This is a genomic window from Enterococcus sp. ZQ21, assembly GCF_030053755.1.
Lineage (GTDB): Bacteria > Bacillota > Bacilli > Lactobacillales > Enterococcaceae > Enterococcus_B > Enterococcus_B lactis.
The window spans coordinates 854,220-875,996 of sequence record NZ_CP125658.1 but is presented as its reverse complement, the minus strand read 5'-3'; the positions used below and the strand labels follow the sequence as shown (position 1 = coordinate 875,996).

Sequence of the window (21,777 nt, the reverse complement as noted above, 5' to 3'; positions counted from 1 at the left end):
CTATATATTGATTTATAATTTATATTCTATGCGTCCTTTAATAATATTTTTTATTTTTCTAATAGTATTCTTTTGAAGAACTATTATCACAAACATTAAAATTATATTACCAATTAGAATATTCTTTAAAGGTATAGAATTTATTAAAGCTAGAGCAAATAAAAGAAACACTGGTAAAACTTGTCTTCTTACATTCAACTTAAATCCTGCTCTTTTAGAAAAATACGTTCTCAGATAATAAAAAAATAAATAGCTAACTCCTTGAGAAATCGCAGCTCCTATAATACCCAGACCAGGTATTAGAAATATATTCAATATCACATTAGGAATCAATGAAATAATAGTAACATAAACATTATAGAAACTCTTCCCAGAAAAAACTATGCCTAACGTGGTTGTTTCACTTAATGTATAAAGAATTGGTGTCAATGAAATTAAGCCTATTATATACTGTGCCTCTGAGTATTCCGATGATAGTATTAAAATAATTGGCTTTTTTAGTAAGATTAATATAAACATTCCAATCGTTAATAACAATAATAAAATATCACTAACTAATTCATATAATTCAATACTTCGGTTTTCTTTATTCCATCTATACGCTACTGGAACCCAAAAACTAGTAAAACTACTTTGTATGATGCCAATTACTGAAGAAACTTTTAAAGCAGCAGCAAATACACCTAAATCATGAAAAGAACCGTAAATTCTGAGAAAGAAACGCCCGCTTCCATTTAAGAATTGAGTAACAAAGCTTGCGACTATTAATGGTATGCCAAACTTTATCATCTGCAACACTAATATACTATCCAATTTAAAATAACGAAAATCAAAAAGACTTCTATATTTAATTATTAGTGATATGTCCCCTACTATTTGTCCAAAAATTGTTGCATAGACAACCGTTATAAAAGTACGATTCCCCATCCCAATAATAAAAATTGTAAAAATTAAAATAAAAGACTTTAATAAAATAGTGAATAATGAATACTCTAACGCCTTCTCCTGCATCCTAATATGCAATAAAATGAATCTTTCTATAACTGAAAAAATTAGCATTAACCCGAAGAATAAACTAACATTAGTGTAGCTTGTATCTTCAAATAATAATTGAGAAAAATTTTTACGCATAATTATAAGAAGAACCGCAATACTACTAGCAAAAACTAAAGGTGTTATCAATGCATTCTGAAATAAAAGCCGTTTATCTTTGACATAATGAAACTCTTTTGTATATGCTTGGTCAATCCCCAGATAAATAATTGAAACCATCAATGTTTGTACTAGAGTAAACATACTAGCTTTTCCAAATTCCCCTGGTGAAATAAAGAAGGTGGTAACTGGAACAGTTACTAAGGCAATAAAAGATCCAATAATTGGTCCCATTGAAAACCCAACTAACTTAGAAATAAAATTTTTCATATGATTCTCCATTACTATATATAGAAATAAATTGCTAAAAATTGTATTATTTTAATCAGATTAAATAACTAAAATAGACGTATAAATAGGTAGGTTTATCCTAAAAAAACTACCTCGTGTGTTATGAAAAATGTTTTCCTTATAGCTATATTTTCATCTAAAAATTGATATATTAAACTTATCTTCTTATCTTCATTCTAAAGTTTTGTGGCAATAAACCATAAAGATACTTAATTAGTATTATAGATTTATCTGTTACACTTAAATCTCCTTTAAATCCATCTGTTTGAATTTTATACACAGTTCGTAAATATTCCCTTCTATTTTTATTTTCAAAGGATTGATTTGGATGGATCCTTTTCGTAACAAGATAGTCTTCAAATAGGACCAACTTATAATCTTGACGAACTAGCCTAATCCATAATTCATAGTCAACAACTCTTGTAATATTCTCTGAATAATATAAATCTTCTAATTTAAGATTATTCAGATTAAACATAACTGAAGAATGTGGAATAGGATTTGTTCTTTTTAAATTTCTACTTGTTAGCTGTGAAAAACGAGCCATATCTATTTTTCTATTCGGCAAAATAGATTGATTTTCATAAACAATTTTTGCTTTTGAGGATACTAAAGCTACATCATCATGAATTTGAAAAAAATCATATTGTAATTGCAAACGATCAGGGTATGCTATATCATCTGCATCTATATTTGCAATATAATTATATCTAGCATTTTTTATAGCTAAATTTAGCGCAGCAGACCTTCCAATTTTTTGTGTAGAGACTAATTTTATTCTCGGATCCTTTTCTTTATAATGCTCTATAATTTTTATTGTATTATCTGTAGAGCCATCATCTATTAAGATGTACTCAAATTTGGAGAATGTTTGTTTTTGTATACTTTCAATGGTTTCGGCAATTGTAGTTTCGCCATTATGAACAGTAGTAATAACTGATATCAAAATTCATTCCTCTTTTCTTTAAAAAACAAAATAGCTAATAGACACCATAGTAGTCGAGAGTTTTGTAAAGATATACTTAAAGAAAATACTAAAGAAACACCAATTATAAATAATATGTTCCAATCTTTACTGACAATTTTATCTATAATCTTCCTAAAAATTATTACTATAGAAATCAATAATGGGATTACTCCCCACTCCACTGCAAGTTGTAAATACGTATTGTGAGCTATTGTTCTTGCACCAGATATATAATTTGCAACATCAGAATAGTTAACAAAACCTATACCTAAATAATTCGTACTCTTTATAATATTAATAGCAGTATGCCAAGCCTCTGTCCTACCCGACCCTTCAGAATTAACAGCTGTATCAAAATTATCAAATAATACCATTGTACGAGACAATTGAGGAGTTTCATTTACAATATTAGTAAATACTAATGCTATTTGTTTAAACTCAAGCAATATATATCCAATTAAAACAACTACACTAAAGATAAAAATAGTAACCTGAACAAGGCTTTTTTTATTAGTAAAAAACCGGTAGGCTAAATACACAAAAATAATAAATAAAAAAATTAATAGAGCTGTTTTGGAGGCACTTAGTATAATCGTACACACATAAGTAATGATACTTACTAGATTTAGAAGTTTTGATTTAAATCTGTTAAACAACCATACACAGAAACCACTGATCTGCATGTAGCCAAAAAAATTAGGATCATTCATAAACCCTCTTAGCCTTAAATCACCAAATAAAATTATTGCGTGCAAAAATTTAGGACCTAAAATAAAAATTATTAAGCTTATTGCTCCGAGTAAAATTGTCCCATACATCATTCCTTTAAGAAATATCATTTTTACTTTTGCATCTAGGCTAAAAATAGATATAAGAATAAATAAGTAAAGAAGACTAATCAAGAATTTTATTAGAGTAACAACTAGGGAAGATACCGCTATAGTTATAGGTATCCAATTTCCTATTAATAGAGTTGAAAAAAGTCTAAAACTAATTATCATTAAGAAATAGGAAAAAATGTAATTATTTAAATAAAATATTCTCTTGTATAATAAATATCCAAATAACAGTATCAAAAACAAATCACTTAAAGCAACATTTATACCAGATATTACCTGGGATATATTTATTGAAAAACCTATAGAAAAAACTAAAAATGAAATTATTTTATTCTCAACTAAGTTATATTGATATGAAACATTATCACCATACTTCACCATGATTTTTCTCCTGTATACGATCTTATTTTATAGAATAAATTTCACTTAACTCATTTAACACGTTTTCTAAAGAATAAGGTTCAACTGATTTAATTGAATTCTCTTTTATAGACTCTACCTCATTCTTTTCATACTTATTCAATAATAATTTAGTAAGAACGTGCATAAATGATTCTCTATCGTCTGTTGAAAAAAGAAAACCATTTACATTATTTTGAACTAAATCCGAATTTCCTCTTATTTTTGAACAAATTACAGGAACTCCACAAGCCAATGCCTCCATGATTGATACTGGCAATCCTTCTCTCTTTGAAGGAAAGATAAAATAGTCACTAATTTTTAAAAGCTCTAGAATATCTGTTCTGAAACCAAGTAACTCTACCTTATCTTCTAATTTATATTGTTTTATCAGTGACTGTAATCTTTCTCTTGATGCTCCTTCACCACAAATAAGATATTTAAAATTTATATTGTTGAAGTTCTTTAAACCTTCAATTACAAGCTCATGGTTCTTATTCTCATTAAGTTCCCCGACAGAAAGCAAAATAATCTGATCACGCATTATTTTTAGGTCTAGTTTCTTTTCTTGGTTATCGACTTCAATCTCATCTATCTTTTTAAGATCCAGTCCCACTCCATGGACAAAGTCTACACTTTTAGCATGAAACCATCTTTTTGCTCTTAGATAATCTTCCTGATTAATTGTAATCAACTCATCTGTATATTTCGATAACAAATATTCGATTGGAAAATAAATTATCCAATTAATTAGTGGTGCCCCTTTAAAAAAGTGAAAACCATGCGCCGTATAAAAAACTTTTGTTTCAGTTTTTTTTCGACATACCAATCTGGTGATGGCGGAAGCAATTGGAGTATGTGTGTGTACAATGTCATAATTTTTTCTATTTATAATTTCTTTTAGGATTTTATATGCCTTTAGATTATCTTTTTTTAGCGGACTTCTGTTAAAAGGAATCTCAAATATTTCACAATCTGCTTGATATTGAATTTCTTGACTCAATGGTTGTACAATATTACAAGCAACATCAACCTCATGACCTTCAGCTTGGAGCATCTTAATATGAGGAACAAGAAAAGCATTTATTGTATTTGATACAGTGGTAACGTATAGTATTTTAATGATAAGCACCTCTCGTTATATTAATTTCCTTTAAATTTTTCATTTGTAACACTAGTGGAAGAAGAAATTCCTTCTTTAACTAGCACCTTTTTAATAGTTAAGAAAAAAATAATAATATCTTGTTTGAAAGACACGCTATCGACATACTCACAGTCTAACTGAAATTTTTCTGTCCAGCTAATTGCATTTCTGCCATTAATTTGTGCAAGCCCAGTCAACCCTGGACGTACTAAATGTCTTCTTTTTTGTTCTGCATTATAAAGCTCTAAATACTCCACAAGCAATGGACGCGGTCCAACAATGCTCATATCACCTTTGAAGATGTTTATCAATTCTGGAAGTTCATCCAAACTAGTCGCTCGTAGGAGTTTTCCAAATTTAGTTAGACGAATTTCATCAGGTAAATATTCTCCATTGTGATCTCTTTCGTCAGTCATTGTGCGAAATTTATACATGGAAAAAATTTTTTCACTTTTTCCTGGTCGTTCTTGCTTGAAGATAATTGGAGAACCAAGTTTAATTCTTACTAAAATACCTACAATTAAGATTATCGGTGATAAAACAATGAGAGCGATGCCTGACAATAGGATATCTAAAATTCTTTTTCCAAAAAGCTGATAGAAAGTTTTTTTACGCATCATTAATCACTCTTTTAATCGTGGATACTACATATTTTAATTCTTCATCTGTCATCTTTGTATCTGATGGTAAACATACTCCTAAGTCAAATAAAGTTTCTGCTACATCATCGCCAATATAATCATAATTTTTGAAAACAGGTTGTAAATGCATTGGTTTCCATACTGGGCGGGCTTCTATATTATTTTTATCTAACTCATCAATAAGATGATTCGTATTTATTCCCCTTATTATTATGACACTTAACCAATAATTTGGTTCATTCCAATTATTTTCTGGCATGAATTGTACATTTGACAATTTAGACAATTCTTTTTTATAAAAACTATGAATATATCGTTTTTTCTCAACTCTTTCATTTAAAACTTTCAATTGTCCTCGACCGATACCTGCAACGATATTGCTCATTCGATAATTATAGCCAATTTCATTGTGTTGATAATGGCGTGCCTTCTCACGAGATTGTGTAGCCCAAAATCTCACTTTTTCCACCTTTTCTTTGTCATTAGATACAAGCATTCCGCCACCTGAAGTTGTGATTATCTTATTTCCATTAAAAGAATAAATTCCATAGTCCCCAAATGTACCAGTATATTTTCCTTTATATGTTGTTCCTAATGATTCTGCAGCATCTTCAATTAGAGTAACATCGTATTCTTTGCATATTTTAGTAATTTCGTCTAAGTTAGCTGATAAACCGTACAAATGTACTACTAATACAGCCTTTGTGTTAGGATATTTTTCTAGCGCTGTTCGCAAATGTTCAGGTTTCATATTCCAAGTTTCGTAATCACTATCAACAAATACAGGTATAGCTCCTTGATAGAGAATTGGATTAGCAGTAGCTGAGAACGTCAAGGACTGACAAATCACTATGTCATCTTTACCGACCCCAGCCGCTTTCAAAGCTAAGTGTATAGCTGCTGTTCCAGAAGACAATGCGGCAGCATGACTAGCTCCCACGTATTCTGCTAATTCTTTCTCAAATCCATTCACATTCGCACCTAAAGGAGCAACCCAATTTGTATCAAATGCTTCTTTTACATACTCTTGTTCATATCCTTCCTCACTCATATGAGGAGATGCTAATAATATTCGTTTATTTTCCAACTTAATCCCATCTTTCTATTACTTTGGTAGGTACGCCAACATTTTTAGTATTGTTATTAATATTTTTTATTACTACACTTCCTGCACCTATAATATTCATATTTCCAATTCTTAGATTTTGTATTATTTTAGTACCTACTCCAATTTCATTTTTATCTCCTAATATAACATGTCCTGAAATATTTACACTTGGAAAAATTGAATTATAATTACCGATTTGAGCATCATGTCCGATAGTAGAGCCGATATTGATCATATTGAAATTTCCTAAAGCTACATCAGCAGTGTAAGTCGTATAAGGCATCAAAATATTGCCAATCCCTAACTGAACATTTATGCCCACTAGTGCACTTGGTGCAACTAAATTAGGGAAAATCAGTTTATTATTTTTATTTATCTTTTGATATATTTTCTCCTTAATATCTGGCGAAGCAATTCCCAGAAAAATAGCAGTCTCTTCTTCTAATTCTATTAATGAGTCTATTGTTCCTAATACAGGTTTTCCCAATAATTCTTGATTTTGCATTTTTAACGAATCATCGACAAAACCAATTAATTTATATCTAGAGACACTTTGTAATAGAAAAGCAATCTCTTTGCCAAATCCACCAGCTCCTACAATAATTGCTTTCACTTTACTCCCCCTACTTATTCGAAGCATTTGCAAAAGTGACGATATCTTTAGCCAATTGTTCATCGTCTTGCGGCAGGCTCTTGACAAAATCCATCACTTTTTGTATTGAGTAGCCTTTGATGTTTCCTACAAAGATTTTCTCATAAACTGCTTCATCATTTCTTTCCTTATCCAACAATAGTTCTTCATATAGTTTTTCCCCTGGACGGATACCTGTTTCAATGATTTCGATTTCGTCTTCGCTATACCCGCTCAATCGGATCATGTTTTTCGCTAGGTCTACAATCTTCACTGGTTCACTCATATCTAGAATAAAAATTTCGCCACCTTTTGCTAATGCGCCAGATTGAATAACTAAACGACTCGCTTCAGGAATCGTCATGAAGTATCGGGTCATACGAAAGTCTGTTACAGTGATTGGACCACCTTGAGCAATTTGTTCTCTGAATACTGGAATCACACTACCGCGAGAACCAAGGACATTCCCAAATCTGACAGCTGAGAATTTCGTACAGCCTTCTTCATTCAATCCAGTCACGATCATTTCAGCGATTCGTTTTGTTGAACCCATGACATTTGGAGGATTGTTAGCTTTATCTGTCGATACCATGACGAAGTTTTTCACTTTTGCTGCTTTAGCTGCTTCTGCTACATTTTTTGTACCGAAAATATTGTTTTTGACTGCTTCTTTTGGATTATATTCCATCAGTGGTACATGTTTATGAGCAGCTGCATGGTAGACGATATCTGGATGATATTGTTCCATGATTTCATTGATTTTCTCGCGATCTTGGATATCTGCGATGATCGGTACGATTTCTGTAGGACAATTTTGATGATGCGTGCGTAACTCACGGTCAATCAAGTAGATCGAGTTCTCCCCATGTCCTAAAAGCAATAGCTTTGCAGGATTGAATTGAATGATTTGCCGACAGATTTCTGAACCGATCGATCCTCCTGCGCCGGTGACAAGAATGACTTTGTCTGTGATCTGATCTTTGATGGATTCAATATCCAGCTTTACCTCATCTCTTCCCAGTAAATCCACTACGTCAATTGTTTTTAATTTTGATACGCTAATTTTTCCTGAAGCAAGTTCTTCTATAGAAGGCATCGTGTTGACTTTCACACGAGCGGATTCGACTAACTCGAAGATTCTTCGTAATTTTTTTCTTGATAAGGAAGGGATAGCGATCGTTACCATTTGAATGTCATATTTTTCAATCAATTCCGGAATATCTTTTAATGCACCTAATACTTTTTTTCCTGAAAGATACGTATTTCTTTTATTTGGATCATCATCTACGAACCCGACAACGTGGATATCTTGAGCCGTTTTGGATCCAAGAAAGCTGTTGTATAAAATACGCCCGCCTTCGCCAGCACCAACAATCAATGTATTTTTAGCAGAACCTGCTGATACGTATCTCATATTTTTTGTTTCGATGTAGATACGCCAGATCAATCGGCTACCGATGATCAATAAGAGCGAAAGCAGATAAGCAAAGATAACTAACCGTAAACTGTATCGCCGATTAATGAACAGCAGTATGAGGATACTTGAGGCAGCACTTGCAGATAGTGAACTAAAAATTGCAATGATCTCTCTTAAATTTGTATAGCGATTGATCCGAGTGAAAACTTTGAATAAACTACCATAAAATAAATAAAAACCAATCGACAAACCGATAGAGATTAAAATAAGGTCCATTGGTATAGCTACAAACGGCTTCATGAATTTAGCTGCTGCAATATTTGCAGCGATCAATAACAAACTGTCCACAAAAACCAATGTGGCAATTTTTCTTCTTCTTGTTAATACAAACACCTTACACTCCCCCTAAAATAAACCAAAATTCTTCTTTTTTACCTCTTCATAGATTGGATAACTGATTTCATCCCCGTTGATCAGATCCTTTGCGACTTGTTTCATCTGTACTACTTTTTCCTTACCAAAGTCCTTGGCAATCTGCTCATAGCACTCTTTTAAGTAAAAGGTGCGCTTAGAGACCCCATGGGCATCAGAAGCAGCCATCTGCACAAGATTATGTTTGACCATCGTTTTGGCTGTTTTCTGGATATCTTTGCCAAATACACCAACATAACTTGGCGCAGTAAGTTGGGCCAAACATCCCATATCTAGGAATGGAAGCAAATGATTCGGGTCTTTACGAAAATGCGCGTTACGTTCTGGATGGACGATCACTGGTGTCTTTCCTAGTTCTAACAACTCGAAAAAAAGCCGTTCTGCATATAACGGCACTTCCAGTGTCGGAAATTCGATCAGAAGATATGTATCATCTAAATCTGTAAATAAAATTTCATCTCGGTGGATGTCTTCAATCAGTGTTCCGGTAATATGTACTTCTTGTCCTTCCAATAACGTCAAAGGCAATTGTCTTTTCTCTAATTCTGCTTGTAACGAAGCGACTAGAGAAATGACTTGTGATTTTTCATTGCTGTATTTTCCATTATTGTGATGGGGTGTGCATAAAATATGTGTGATCCCTTGTTGAATCGCTTTTTCAGCCATGGCGATACTGGCATCTAAGTTTTCTGCTCCGTCATCGATTCCTGGCAGGATATGGCAATGTAGATCGATCATTTCTCTTGTCTCCTCTCTTTTTATTTCTTAATTCCCGTAGTAATAGCCAGCATCTTTGCTGTGTTCTGCCCCATTGTATACAACACCAAGGACTCGCGCTTGTACCATATCCAGCAATTCTTTTGCTTTAGTCAATGATTCTTTACGTGACGTATTTTCCCGTACGACCAATAAGGTACCATCCGTTTTGGAAGACATGATCTGCGCATCTGTTACGGCAACGACTGGCGGCATGTCGAAGATTACTACATCAAATAGTTGTCTTGCTTCTGCTAAAATCTGATCCATTCTTGGCGAACTTAGTAGTTCTGATGGATTTGGTGGTTTAGGTCCACTTGGCAGAATCGACAAATTGTCGACTGGTGTTCGTTGGATCTCATCTGCTACACTTCCTGATGAACTAAGGACAGTACTTAATCCGCTTGCGTTGTTCAACTTGAACGTTTTATAGATGACGGGCTTACGTAAGTCTGCATCGACTAGCAGCACCCGTTGACCGGATTTGGCAAAAACAACGGCAATGTTTGCTGCAGTGGTCGATTTCCCTTCTTCAGGTCCTGATGAAGTCACAACAATCGTTTTGATTTGCTGACCAGCTGCGGAGGCAAACTGGATATTCGTCCGAATCGTACGATATTGTTCAGCGATTGGTGAAGAGGGATTGGTGAGTGTGACCAAACTGACTGCATGAGTTTGGGTTGCTTTTTGTTTCTGTGTTCGTGCCATTTTTCTTTCCTCCTAGACTCTTGAGCGGCTTCTGCGTGATGGCGCTGTTTTATCGTTTGTAGCTTTTGGTTGTGTCGGAGCTGGTCCTTTTTTACGGATACCAGCATTCAATTCTTTCGCTGACATTTCTGGTACAGTCCCTAAGATTGGGAAGCCTAATGTATCCGTCACATATTTTTCATCTTTTACTGTCCGGTCAAGTAATTCAAATAAGAAAGCTAGACCTACACCTACCATCATTCCTAACACTAAGCCAATCACTAGATTCAATTTATTATTTGGCGAAACAGGTGTCGTATTGGCAACTGCACCTGAGATGATCGAGATTTTATCGACATTCATCACATCTTTGGCGTTCTCTTGGAATACTTGTGACGTTGTATTAGCAATCTGTTGAGCCGTCACTGCATTTGTGCTTGTTGCTTGGATCGAGAACATTTGTGAATTTTGTGACTGATTGACGGAGATAGCATCTTTAATTTGTCCAGCAGTCATTTTTACATTGTCTTCTGTTTCTAAACGATCTTTGACTTCATTTAGTACTAGATCACTGACAATCATATCCTTATACGTATTGATCATTTGCAGGTTCGTATTGACATCATTGACATTTGCAGTATCTGATTGCGGCAGTGTCACGATCAATTGTGCTTGTGAACTATATTTTGGTGTCAAGATGAAAAATGTTACGATTCCTGAGATGGCCAAGCCAGCAAACATTGAGATGATGATTGTTACCAAGTGTTTGCGTAATGTTTCAAAAATTTCTTTCAAGCTGATTGTCTCTTCCATTTTTTCTCCACTTTCCTATTTATTCTCTAGATTCATTTGATCTTTTAATTCTTTTTTCACACGATCAAGTTCTTGATCGCTGACTTTTTGATAGGAGATATTATCTTGCATGAAGCCTTCTCCTTGCAGCTGATCTTGCTTGATCGTACCAAATGCCTCCCGATAATCTAAAGCGATTTTTTTCATTTCATCAAAGCTCATGTCTGTTTTCATATTCGACTCTAGAGCATTCAAAACGGATTGATAGTTGCTGACACCGTTTAAACTCAATACTTTTTTCGCTACACCTTCTACGATCTTTCTTTGACGCTCTTGTCTACCATAGTCACCATTTGGATCTTCATAACGCATACGAGAATAAGATAATGCCTGATCCCCGTTCAATGTGATTTTACCGATTGTAAAGTCATAGCCATCTTGTGAGAAAGTGAGGTCATTATTGACTTCGATACCACCAACTGCATCAACAAGTTCTTTTAGCCCTTTCATATTGATAGAGACATAGTGATCGATTGGGATGTCTACATATTTTTGTACGGTATCCATCGCCATGGCAGCTCCGCCGAATGCGTAAGCGTGGTTGATCTTGTCTTTTGTGTCACGACCTACGATGTCGACATACGTATCTCGAGGAATGCTGACAATCGTTGTCTGTTTGTCTTCAGGACTGACTGTGGCCACCATTATCGTATCTGATCTTCCTTGATCGACCCGACCTAAGTCTCCAGTATCGATCCCCATCAATAGAACAGAGAAAGATTCTTGTTTGTCCAGATCAACTGGTTTCGTTCGTTCTCCTTGGGTTCGTTCCACTGATTCGTAAGTTTTCTCAATAGAATGTGAGAGATCCAGATATAATTTTGCTCCTACTCCTACAATTGCTAATACTAATACGATAAGAACTGCTAAAATAATCAGAAATATTTTTTTCCCTCTTGATTTTCTTCTTCGTCTTGCCATAGTTTCCTCCGTTTGCTAGCTTTGCTTTAATTGTTACTAACTTATATTGCTATAGCCCATTTGCTGAGCAACAGTTTGTGCTTTTGTTGCGTATGCTGCGCTTATTTTTTCATTCCGGATCTGCTCTATTTGACTGAGCGCCGTCAAATATTGATCGTAAGTAGCGGTGGCAGTCACTTGACCATCCTTTAACATCGTATCGAATAACTGATCTAGTTGCGTGACTTGCGCGATCTGGGTATCAGCGAATCCTAGATATTGTATAACAACCGTTTTCCAAGGACTATCTTTAAAAAAGCTCATATTTTCACGTACACGAGCGACATCTGCACTTGTCACCTTTTCTTTGATGATGACATCGTCTACAGCTTGCTGCCAGTTTGATACATTTTTAGTAAATAAATCGTTGACAGCTGTCTGGATCTTCAGTTTTGATTCTGCATCCTCTAACTGCGTTAAGACTGCTTTCTTTTCTTCTTGGATCGCAGCAGCTTCTTTAGGTAATTCTGATTCCTTGATGTCATAATCATCTGCCGAAAGTTTGATAGAAGATAGTTTATGTGACAAATTTGAAACTGTTTCTTCTGTTATTTCAGGATTCAGGAAAATTTTTTCTTTTGTACTGTACAGCTTATCTACTTCTTTTGATAAAGAGGTCACGGTGTCTTTTTGATTGGTGATGGCAGATTCTGCGTAATTGATCCGTTGGTGATGTTGCCGCTGATTATTGAGATGGTATCCAAACAAGCAAATCACAATAGCGCCTGTGCCTACCGCCACAGTAGCCAATAACTTGACGAACGGCTTTTCCATAGATTCACTCCTAAATATTGATGATAGATAAATAAAGATGTGATTCATTCACATCAGAATGAGCGCTTTTTATTTTAAAAGCATAATTAAACTAATATATTCATAGAAATATTTATAAACAGGTTTTCCCTATATAATCATACCACAAACAGTTTTTTTGACTAGGGAAATTCCTAATTTAAAAGTAAATAAAACAGTAACAAGATAATGATTAATCGTTTTCATTTTTATTTCCTCACTTTTCATGAGCGTTTTTGAAAATTCGAACAAAGAATAAAATAACAAAAATTATTAAAATAGAATTAATAACAGCTATTTAGATTTATAACAAAAAAACAGAGACACAGCACGTTTCGTGCATGCTCTCTGTTTTTCAAACAAAAGACTATTTTGTGATGATTTGATCCAAGCTTGCTAATGACAAAGCCATGACAGCTATTTGACTTAGTTGTGTTAGTCGGTTCTTACGTACTGCTGGTTCATCAGCCATGACCATCGTTTGATCAAAATAATTTTCGATCAGTGGACGAAGAGCGACAAGCTGGTCGTAGTTTTCGTGGATCGTTTGGTCAGCAAAACTTGCTTTCATTGCTTCTACTGCTTTGTGTAATTCTTTCTCTGCGTCGTTTTCGAACAGCTCAGGATCTACTTCTGATTGTTTTTCAAGCTGCGCTTTTTTCGCTAAGTTCACGACACGTGTCAAAGCTTCCATTGAAGGTTTGAAGTCTTCATCTGCAAGATGTTGTTTGAACAATTGTGCTGCTGCAAATACTTTTGTCAGATCTTTTTGTTCCGCATTCAAAACAGCATCGATGACATCATGACGAATATTCTTCGTTGTCAATAATTGGCGCAGACGGCCTTTGATAAAGTCGATCACTTGTTGTTGCCCTTCTGATAAACCAATGCCGAAACGATCCGTATCTTTACTGATAACATCGCTAATCGTTTCTTGCAGAACAGACAAAGGAAAGGCCCATTTTTTAGATTCGATGATCCGAACGACACCGTATGCTTGGCGACGTAAGGCATAAGGATCGTTTGAACCGCTTGGGATCATCCCAACAGCAAAGAAAGAAAAGATGCTATCTAATTTATCTGCAATCGCTAAAACAGAACCTACTGTAGACTGAGGTAGCTCTCCTTCACTGGATATAGGCATGTAATGCTCACGAATCGCTGTCGCTACAGCAGGTTTCTCGCCTTTCAGCAGAGCATATTTTTCGCCCATGATCCCTTGCAGTTCAGGAAATTCCCCTACCATGTTGGTTACTAGATCAAATTTATAGATTTCAGCAGCTCGTTGCAGATCCATCAATTCTTCCTCAGATAGTCCTACTTGTTCGCCAATGATACGGGCAATGACTTGTACCCGTTGCATTTTCTCATAGATACTACCGATTTTTTCATGGAAAGTAACAGTTTTTAGTTTTTCAACGTATTGGTCGATTGAAGCTTTCTTGTCTTCATTATAAAAGAATTCCGCATCTTCTAAACGAGCCGTCAATACTTTTTGATTGCCTCGAACCACATTTTCCAATTTTACCCGATCACCATTACGAGCAGAAATAAAATGAGGAAGCAGCATACCTTGATCATTCCGTACCTCGAAATAACGTTGATGTTCTTTCATAGAAGTGACTAGTACTTCTTCAGGAACAGAAAGATATTTTTCTTCGAAGTCGCCAGAAAAGACAGTTGGATATTCGACTAAATTGTTGACTTCTTCTAGTAAATCTTCGTCTAGATCAATAACCCAATGATTTTTTTCGGCTAATTCATTGGCTTGTGTAACGATCATTTCTTGTCTTTTTTGCGGAGACGCAATGACGAATTGTTCATTCAATTTTTCTTCATATTCTTTTGCATGCGCAAATGTCACATCTTCGCCTAAGAAACGATGACCTCGAGAGGCTCTGCCTGTTTTGACATCCAAGATTTCGAATGGGATTACTTCGTCATCTAACAATGCCACGATCCAGTGAATAGGGCGGATATATTCAAAATCGTATTCTGCCCAATGCATCGTTACAGGGAAAGTCAGGCTTTTAATGACATCTGCTAAACCTGTCAATACTTCTTTGGATTCCTTACCATGAGTGTATTTCGTTACATAGACATATTCCACACCTTTTAATTCTCTAAAAGTGATAGCGTCTGTCGTCAGACCTTGTCCGCGGACAAATCCTTCCGCTGCTTTCGTCCAGTTTCCATCTGCGTCCAAAGCAATTTTTTTGGCTGGTCCTTTGACTTCTTCTTCACTGTCCGCTTGTCGTTCTGGAATGTTTGTTACTTTGATTGCTAAACGGCGCGGTGTGGAAAATGTTTCGATCGTATCATAAGTCAATTGGTTTTCATCTAAAAATTTTGCTGTTTTTTCTTCTAATTGTTTCATGCTTGGTGTGACAACATGAGCAGGCATTTCTTCCAGCCCGATTTCAAGTAATAAGTCTTTTGCCATCTTATTCAGCCTCCTTCACGTTTTCTGGATTTGCTGTGTTTTTATTCAACAAAGGGAATCCTAATTTTTCGCGTTCTGCCACAAAGATTTTGGCTACAGCACGAGCCATGTTGCGGATGCGAGAAAGATAACCGGCACGCTCTGTTACGGATACTGCACCGCGGGCGTCTAATAAGTTGAATGTATGGCTACATTTCAAGATATAATCATACGCCGGATGAACAAGATTTTCATCGATACAGCGTTTAGCTTCTTTTTCAAAACGATCAAAGTTGCTTAGTAGCAAGTCTTGGTCGCTTACTTCAAAAGAATATTTAGAATGTTCATATTCTGGTTGTTTGAAGATCTCGCCATATTTCACGCCATCAGCCCATTCTAAATCATAGACACTTTCAACTTCTTGGATATAAGAAGCAAGACGTTCTAATCCATAAGTGATCTCAGAAGTTACTGGTTTACAAGGCAGTCCACCAACTTGTTGGAAGTACGTGAATTGTGTGATTTCCATTCCGTCAAGCCATACTTCCCAACCCACACCGGCACAGCCCATGGATGGGTTCTCCCAGTTGTCTTCAACAAAACGGATGTCGTGTTCTAATGGATCGATTCCTAAAAGGCGCAAGCTTTCTAAATAAAGCTCTTGGATATTCTCAGGTGAAGGTTTCATCACGACTTGGAATTGATGATGCTGATACAAACGGTTTGGGTTTTCGCCATAACGTCCATCAGCTGGTCGGCGAGATGGTTCTACGTAAGCAGCATTCCATGGTTCTGGTCCGATTGCCCGTAAAAAGGTATATGGGCTCATCGTACCTGCTCCTTTTTCTGTGTCATAAGCTTGCATCAGCATGCAGCCGTTTGATGACCAAAATTTTTGTAATGTTAAAATCATATCTTGGACGGTCAATTTTTTACTCATCTGTTTTGCCCCTTTCAATTTTAAAGCGTTGCTGTCAAATAAGAATACAGGAAAGAAAACGACAAAAAATCCCTATGTCTGACTACAGACATAGGGACGAATAATTCGCGGTTCCACCCTACTTCCGAATAAAGATTCGGCAGCTTCATTTATCGTACTCGCAAGTGCCTCTTCAAAAATCGTTTGGGTCCGGCTCCCACTCTCCCGAACTCGCTAAACCACGTATTTTTTACTGATTTTGGTCAATGTACGTATTCATTTTGCAGTTTTCTTGTTTCTATAATAGATCCTCTCACTGAACGATCTATTTGATCTACGGTTAATAATAGACGGAACTCCCTGTGTTTGTCAAATGGTTTTGATTTTTTGTTGTATGTTTCATTTACTATTCTTCTTTTTCAGGTGTCTCTTTTTCTTTTTTAGACTGATCTTTCTCTGGCGTCTTTAACACGTGTGCCCAAGACTTCATTTGATCGATGAACTTTTTGCTTTTCAAATGGATACCGACATATTCATCATACAACTGGTCGATGAGTTCACGGATTGCTTGTTTGGTTTCTTCTTTCAGATGGATTCCACTGATCTTATCATAAGAAATAGCTGAAAACATCCGAACGAAATAAACAGCTCGAGGATCTGCATGATAACGGTGATCGTCCATCGACCAGTGTCTTTCGCATATCACACCACCATATTTGGAAGAATAGTCAAACTTTCCTTTTGTTTCCCCACATACGACGCAGTGCGTCCAGATCGGCGCGATCCCGAAACGTTGCAGTATTTGGACTTCAAAAATATTCGTGATGATTTCTGCATCATCTCCTTGATCCATCCGTTGCAGTGCTTGTTGCGTAAACTGGAACAAATGCGGGTCGTACTGATGATCTTCGATTGCCGCATCTACTAGATTCAATAAATATGTGCCATAGCCGCTCAAAAAGATGTCTTCTTGGATGTGTCGAAACGCGTGGACATCTTTGACACTGCTTAAAAATGACAAACCTTCACTTCGAAAATTCCCGATATAAACTGCTTCAGTAAAAGGGAGCAAAGCCGGAGCTAAGGGCTGATTTTGCCGATGGATCCCTTTGATATAAAACATCATTTTGCCAGAAGATTCCGTAAAGATTTTGACTAATTTATCTTTTTCTTTGTAATTACGGCTAGATAAAATCAAGCCTTTTGATTCTGCAAGCTGGCTCATATTCTCCCTCCTAAAAAATAAATCTGGAAAAGCAGATTCTGCCGATCCAGATCATTTATGTTGCGATCTTCCGCAGCTTTTCTCAACACGCGGATTTTTATCCAGTTTATTTCTATACTTAACTTACAAGAAGCTCAAAATATCAGTATTCGTCTTTTCGGTAGCCGAAGTCTTGCAGATAGACTTTTTTGTCTCGCCAGTCTTTTTGAACTTTGACCCAAAGTTCTAGAAAGACTTTGTCTCCTAAAAGATTTTCGATATCCTTTCTTGCTTTCGTTCCTACTTGTTTCAGCATTTTTCCGCCTTTGCCGATAATGATCCCTTTTTGGCTATCTCTTTCGACGATGATCGTAGCCTGGATATGGATTTTATCATTCTCGTTTCGCTTCATCAAATCAACAACGACTGCGACAGAATGAGGCACTTCGTCTCGTGTTAAAAACAAGACTTTCTCACGGATCAATTCAGAAACGATGAAGTATTCAGGATGATCAGTCACTTGATCATCTGGAAAATATTGTGGGCCCTCTGGCATTTCACTGACTAATACATCCATCAAACGTTCGACGTTGTTTCCTTCTGTAGCAGAAATTGGAATCACTTGTGCAAACGGCATCTGCGTTGAATAATCTTCGATGATTCCCAACAACTCGTCTGGATGGATTTTATCGATTTTATTGATAATCAGATAAACAGGAGAATGCACGTTTTTTAGACGTTCAATAATAAAATCGTCTCCCCGACCGCGTTTTTGATCAGCACTGATCATAAATAAGACCGCGTCCACTTCTTTCAACGCACTGTAAGCTGCTTCTACCATAAAATCTCCTAAACGATGCTTTGGTTTATGGATTCCTGGTGTGTCAATAAAAATCAACTGAGCTTCTGGTGTAGTATATACTCCTTGGATTTTATTTCTAGTTGTCTGCGCCTTATCACTCATGATGGCAATTTTTTGACCCACGATTCGATTCAATAACGTGGATTTTCCTACATTCGGGCGGCCGACGATTGCGACAAACCCTGATTTATGTTCTGGCATATATGTTCTCCTTTTTAATTAAACAACAAATGATATATTTTAGGGACAAATAAAATCAACCCAACGATGACGGCAAAACAAGCGGTCACTAAAACTGCTCCAGCTGCCATATCTTTGATTTTTTTCCCAATCGGATGAAAATGAAAATCCGTAAACATGTCCACGACATTTTCAAAAACAGTATTGATGATCTCTACTATCCATACGAGAAAAACAGCTAAAAGCAGCCATAACCATTCTATCCGATCAAGTTGGAAAATCACGCCCATAAACAAAGCGAGGATTCCGAACGCAACATGTTTCCTCATGTTGCGTTCTTCCTCAAAAACGGTTTTGACTCCTTGGACGGCAAATTCCACGGACATCAGGAAATGTTTGTTTTTCTCTACGTTTTTATCTTTTAAGTCCATAGGCATCTAAGATCTCTTTCTGTAAACCAAACATTTCTTTCTCATCCTCTGGTGTCATATGGTCATACCCGTTGATATGCAAGAATCCATGAACCGCTAAAAAGCCAAGTTCCCGATCATACGAATGGCCGTAAGCTTCTGCTTGCTCTGCAGCACGTTCAGTAGAGATCATGATGTCTCCCAGTACACGAGGTAATGGATTCTCTCCATCTTCAAAAATCACTGGGATTTCGTCTTCGCCCTCTTCTTCCAAGGCAAAACTGATGACGTCTGTCGGTGCATCTTTTCCACGGTAATCACGATTGATTACTTGGATTGCTGCATTGTCCATGAAAGTAACAGACATTTCTGTTTCTTCTGGCAACTCTAAATATGATGCTGCAAATTGCAACAAGTCGTCGATTTCTTTCATTTTCTCTTCTGATACTTGGTTTGTTTCATCCATGAAAGTAATATCCATTATACATCACTTCTTTCTATTCTTCTTGCTATTCTTCTTGTTCTTCTTTTATCTTCTCAACTTCCGATTTCATTTTAGGATATTTGATCCGAGAATGGAAGGTACTGCTTAAACCGCTGATCAATGATTTTTCTACTTTACGGATTTCTTTTAACGTCAATCCACTGTCGTCCAATTGTCCATCGGAAATACGCTCTTCTATAAGATTATGGACAAAACTTTCGATTTTTTCGCTCGTTGGATGGTCCATTGCCCGTACTGCCGCTTCACAACTGTCAGCTATATTGACGATTCCTGCTTCACGGCTTTGAGGTTTTGGTCCAGGATAACGGAATTGCTCTTCCGTGACTTCCGGGTTGCGTTCCTTTGCCTTAACGTAGAAATAACGCATCAGCGTGGTTCCATGATGCTGTCTGCAAATATCGATCACCATTTGCGGCATATTATAATCTTCCAATATTTTGGCACCATCTGTCACATGTCCAAAGATAATATGTTTACTGTCTTCTGGCAATAAGAAATTGTGCGGATTTTCCGCTCCTGAAGGCAAGTTCTCAACGAAAAAGCTGGCGTGTTTGATCTTGCCGATATCATGATAATAGCAAGCTACTCGAGTTAGTAAAGAACGTCCACCGATTTCTGCTACAGCATTAGCACTTAGATTGGCTACCATCATGCTATGGTGATACGTGCCTGGTGCTTCTTCCAGCAACTGTTTCAATAAAGGATGATTAGGATTGCTGAGTTCATTTAATACGATCACACTATCATCATTGACCATCAATTCAATATAGGGGTGCAGACCTATCGTCAGCAAGAATGAGAACAGTGCACCTGTGAATCCGCAGACTAGCGTTAACCAAGTCGTTGCATCTCCAAAGCTCATTCCTTGGTAGATAATCAAAATGACATCCATCATCACAGGGAAAATAATGACCCACATAGCAGCGGATAACCCTTGTTCTGAGATCCGTTTGCGTCTGACGATCGTTGCCATAAGACCAGAAAATACATAGGACATCAAAATAACTGTCAGAAAGTTCGTGCCAATCGAATCATAAAAAATGAAAAGTGCGGATACTGCCTGGAAAATACCAGCCATGATCCCTGCTCTTCGATTCAAGAAAAAGCTTAAAACAAGTGGAGCAAAAGCCGCGGGGTAAAACAGCGGAATATAAGCAGCTTGTTCTGTTTGGAAGAGTTGGAAAAATTTCATTAGTACTACGCTGACTGACATTGCCGTCACGTAGAAAAGTACGTATTTTGTTCTTTCTCCTGCATTTTGGAATTGAAGTGAATTATAAATCAGTACACCGATTTGAAGCAAAACAGCTAAAACCATGGCAATGAGTGGGAAAATCGAAGTCGTTTGATTCGTCAATCCTAGTAATTCCAATTTTTTCATTGCTGAAGCATCAATTTGATTTCCTTCGCGAACAATGATTTCTCCTTGGAAGATCATCACTGGTTGTACAGCTTCTCGTGCAGATTGTTTTAATTCTTCTGTCTTTTTCTCATTCAATACATCATTGACTACAATTCCTTGATCTACTAAGTAGCGAATCATTTGTTGCTGCTCTGTTGTGACATTCAAATATTGAATCTGATCTTCTGCTTCTTGTTTAAAAGCTTCCAATTCGCTTTCACGAACTTGTTTACTCATCTGTTCGTCAATGAGCTTCAAACTTTCATCCCTAACTGTGTGAATTTCCGTTTCAGTCATTTCAAATATCGTCGAATAAAAATTGTTCGGCAGTTTTTGGTAAAACGCAACGTTTTCTGCATTCACGTTTTCAAAATTTTTCTTCAGTGTAGCAATCCGCTCTTCTGTAGTAGGTTTCGGGATATTTTCATCTTCCTTCGCCTTATCTACCTTGTCATTATAAGATTTGTTGATGGTATCATTCGTCTTATCGATCAATTCGAATAATTGCTTGATCCGATTGTTCTGGTCATCTGCCAGATCTTTTTGATAAGTATATTCTGGAGTCACTGCTTCTGCTGCCAGTTTTCTTCTTTGTTCGGTTTCTTCCGTGTTCTCGATCGTTTTATTCGCACGGATACTCTCTTCTGCTACTTGGCCTTCTCTAAAATCATTGGCCTTTTGTTTGACACTACTAAATGTAACGCCGCAGACAATGATAAAAAACAAGAACAGAAGGAAAGGCAATGCTGCCTTTCCGAGTTTTTCTTGTAGTTTCTGCAGTGTTTTATTCAACATGTGCTTATCC

The 21,777-nt window shown here is 36.3% G+C and carries 20 protein-coding genes; all 20 read right to left on the bottom strand.

The features are described 5' to 3' along the window. Positions 1 to 12 precede the first annotated feature (12 nt). A complete protein-coding gene (locus QK255_RS04140) occupies positions 13 to 1,422 on the bottom strand; it encodes an oligosaccharide flippase family protein (RefSeq protein ID WP_086310295.1) in 1,410 nt (469 codons plus the stop codon). 178 nt (positions 1,423 to 1,600) lie between these two features. Further along, on the bottom strand, positions 1,601 to 2,389 hold the full coding sequence (locus tag QK255_RS04135) for a glycosyltransferase family 2 protein (protein ID WP_161569052.1): 789 nt from the start codon (positions 2,387 to 2,389) through the stop codon (positions 1,601 to 1,603). Further along, the gene (locus tag QK255_RS04130; protein WP_086310297.1) at positions 2,386 to 3,630 is read right to left on the bottom strand and encodes an O-antigen ligase family protein; all 1,245 of its coding nucleotides are present in this window, start codon (positions 3,628 to 3,630) and stop codon (positions 2,386 to 2,388) included. The genes QK255_RS04135 and QK255_RS04130 overlap by 4 nt, the downstream gene beginning before the upstream one ends. A 22-nt stretch (positions 3,631 to 3,652) precedes the next feature. Further along, positions 3,653 to 4,780 carry a glycosyltransferase family 4 protein gene (locus tag QK255_RS04125; RefSeq protein WP_223602270.1) on the bottom strand — a complete coding sequence of 376 codons (1,128 nt, stop codon included), beginning with the start codon at positions 4,778 to 4,780 and terminating at the stop codon, positions 3,653 to 3,655. Positions 4,781 to 4,791: 11 nt separating this feature from the next. Then, the gene (locus tag QK255_RS04120; protein ID WP_174784076.1) at positions 4,792 to 5,412 is read right to left on the bottom strand and encodes a sugar transferase; all 621 of its coding nucleotides are present in this window, start codon (positions 5,410 to 5,412) and stop codon (positions 4,792 to 4,794) included. Next, positions 5,402 to 6,520, bottom strand: coding sequence for a DegT/DnrJ/EryC1/StrS family aminotransferase (locus QK255_RS04115; protein WP_086310300.1), 1,119 nt, complete (start codon positions 6,518 to 6,520; stop codon positions 5,402 to 5,404). The genes QK255_RS04120 and QK255_RS04115 overlap by 11 nt, the downstream gene beginning before the upstream one ends. 1 nt (position 6,521) lies before the next feature. After that, complete coding sequence (locus QK255_RS04110; RefSeq protein ID WP_086310301.1) at positions 6,522 to 7,154, bottom strand: acetyltransferase; 633 nt, start codon at positions 7,152 to 7,154, stop codon at positions 6,522 to 6,524. Between the two features lie 10 nt (positions 7,155 to 7,164). Continuing rightward, positions 7,165 to 8,982, bottom strand: a complete 1,818-nt coding sequence (locus QK255_RS04105; RefSeq protein ID WP_113848305.1) for a polysaccharide biosynthesis protein — start codon at positions 8,980 to 8,982, stop codon at positions 7,165 to 7,167. Positions 8,983 to 8,994: 12 nt separating this feature from the next. Further along, positions 8,995 to 9,759, bottom strand: a complete 765-nt coding sequence (locus tag QK255_RS04100; RefSeq protein WP_113848304.1) for a tyrosine-protein phosphatase — start codon at positions 9,757 to 9,759, stop codon at positions 8,995 to 8,997. 27 nt (positions 9,760 to 9,786) lie between these two features. After that, a complete protein-coding gene (locus QK255_RS04095; RefSeq protein ID WP_002348499.1) occupies positions 9,787 to 10,485 on the bottom strand; it encodes a CpsD/CapB family tyrosine-protein kinase in 699 nt (232 codons plus the stop codon). A gap of 12 nt (positions 10,486 to 10,497) precedes the next feature. Next, entirely contained in the window at positions 10,498 to 11,277 is a 780-nt protein-coding gene (locus QK255_RS04090) for a YveK family protein (RefSeq protein WP_104832584.1), read from the bottom strand. Between the two features lie 15 nt (positions 11,278 to 11,292). Then, positions 11,293 to 12,237: an LCP family glycopolymer transferase gene (locus QK255_RS04085; protein WP_104771655.1), complete on the bottom strand. Its 945-nt coding sequence runs from the start codon at positions 12,235 to 12,237 to the stop codon at positions 11,293 to 11,295. A 36-nt stretch (positions 12,238 to 12,273) separates the two neighbouring features. Then, positions 12,274 to 13,050: a hypothetical protein gene (locus QK255_RS04080; protein ID WP_002336540.1), complete on the bottom strand. Its 777-nt coding sequence runs from the start codon at positions 13,048 to 13,050 to the stop codon at positions 12,274 to 12,276. Between the two features lie 385 nt (positions 13,051 to 13,435). Continuing rightward, complete coding sequence (gene glyS / locus QK255_RS04075) at positions 13,436 to 15,511, bottom strand: glycine--tRNA ligase subunit beta (RefSeq protein WP_002336542.1); 2,076 nt, start codon at positions 15,509 to 15,511, stop codon at positions 13,436 to 13,438. 1 nt (position 15,512) lies between these two features. Then, positions 15,513 to 16,430, bottom strand: a complete 918-nt coding sequence (gene glyQ, locus QK255_RS04070) for a glycine--tRNA ligase subunit alpha (protein ID WP_002291706.1) — start codon at positions 16,428 to 16,430, stop codon at positions 15,513 to 15,515. A 385-nt stretch (positions 16,431 to 16,815) separates the two neighbouring features. Further along, positions 16,816 to 17,634, bottom strand: coding sequence for a DNA repair protein RecO (gene recO, locus QK255_RS04065; RefSeq protein ID WP_002291704.1), 819 nt, complete (start codon positions 17,632 to 17,634; stop codon positions 16,816 to 16,818). A gap of 142 nt (positions 17,635 to 17,776) precedes the next feature. Next, entirely contained in the window at positions 17,777 to 18,676 is a 900-nt protein-coding gene (gene era / locus QK255_RS04060) for a GTPase Era (protein ID WP_002342014.1), read from the bottom strand. Between the two features lie 14 nt (positions 18,677 to 18,690). Further along, on the bottom strand, positions 18,691 to 19,086 hold the full coding sequence (locus QK255_RS04055) for a diacylglycerol kinase family protein (RefSeq protein ID WP_002316408.1): 396 nt from the start codon (positions 19,084 to 19,086) through the stop codon (positions 18,691 to 18,693). Next, complete coding sequence (gene ybeY, locus QK255_RS04050; protein WP_002291700.1) at positions 19,070 to 19,546, bottom strand: rRNA maturation RNase YbeY; 477 nt, start codon at positions 19,544 to 19,546, stop codon at positions 19,070 to 19,072. The genes QK255_RS04055 and ybeY overlap by 17 nt, the downstream gene beginning before the upstream one ends. A 28-nt stretch (positions 19,547 to 19,574) precedes the next feature. Then, the gene (locus QK255_RS04045) at positions 19,575 to 21,767 is read right to left on the bottom strand and encodes an HD family phosphohydrolase (protein ID WP_002291699.1); all 2,193 of its coding nucleotides are present in this window, start codon (positions 21,765 to 21,767) and stop codon (positions 19,575 to 19,577) included. Positions 21,768 to 21,777: the final 10 nt, after the last annotated feature.

Bases quoted from the DNA above. Each gene is read 5' to 3' on its own strand.
- QK255_RS04140 (WP_086310295.1), bottom strand. From the start codon at position 1,422: ATGAAAAATTTTATTTCTAAGTTAGTTGGGTTTTCAATGGGACCAATT.
- QK255_RS04130 (WP_086310297.1), bottom strand. From the start codon at position 3,630: ATGGTGAAGTATGGTGATAATGTTTCATATCAATATAACTTAGTTGAG.
- QK255_RS04120 (WP_174784076.1), bottom strand. From the start codon at position 5,412: ATGATGCGTAAAAAAACTTTCTATCAGCTTTTTGGAAAAAGAATTTTA.
- QK255_RS04100 (WP_113848304.1), bottom strand. From the start codon at position 9,759: ATGATCGATCTACATTGCCATATCCTGCCAGGAATCGATGACGGAGCA.
- QK255_RS04095 (WP_002348499.1), bottom strand. From the start codon at position 10,485: ATGGCACGAACACAGAAACAAAAAGCAACCCAAACTCATGCAGTCAGT.
- QK255_RS04090 (WP_104832584.1), bottom strand. From the start codon at position 11,277: ATGGAAGAGACAATCAGCTTGAAAGAAATTTTTGAAACATTACGCAAA.
- QK255_RS04085 (WP_104771655.1), bottom strand. From the start codon at position 12,237: ATGGCAAGACGAAGAAGAAAATCAAGAGGGAAAAAAATATTTCTGATT.
- QK255_RS04080 (WP_002336540.1), bottom strand. From the start codon at position 13,050: ATGGAAAAGCCGTTCGTCAAGTTATTGGCTACTGTGGCGGTAGGCACA.
- glyS (WP_002336542.1), bottom strand. From the start codon at position 15,511: ATGGCAAAAGACTTATTACTTGAAATCGGGCTGGAAGAAATGCCTGCT.
- glyQ (WP_002291706.1), bottom strand. From the start codon at position 16,430: ATGAGTAAAAAATTGACCGTCCAAGATATGATTTTAACATTACAAAAA.
- recO (WP_002291704.1), bottom strand. From the start codon at position 17,634: ATGAGCCAGCTTGCAGAATCAAAAGGCTTGATTTTATCTAGCCGTAAT.
- era (WP_002342014.1), bottom strand. From the start codon at position 18,676: ATGCCAGAACATAAATCAGGGTTTGTCGCAATCGTCGGCCGCCCGAAT.
- QK255_RS04055 (WP_002316408.1), bottom strand. From the start codon at position 19,086: ATGGACTTAAAAGATAAAAACGTAGAGAAAAACAAACATTTCCTGATG.
- ybeY (WP_002291700.1), bottom strand. From the start codon at position 19,546: ATGGATATTACTTTCATGGATGAAACAAACCAAGTATCAGAAGAGAAA.
- QK255_RS04045 (WP_002291699.1), bottom strand. From the start codon at position 21,767: ATGTTGAATAAAACACTGCAGAAACTACAAGAAAAACTCGGAAAGGCA.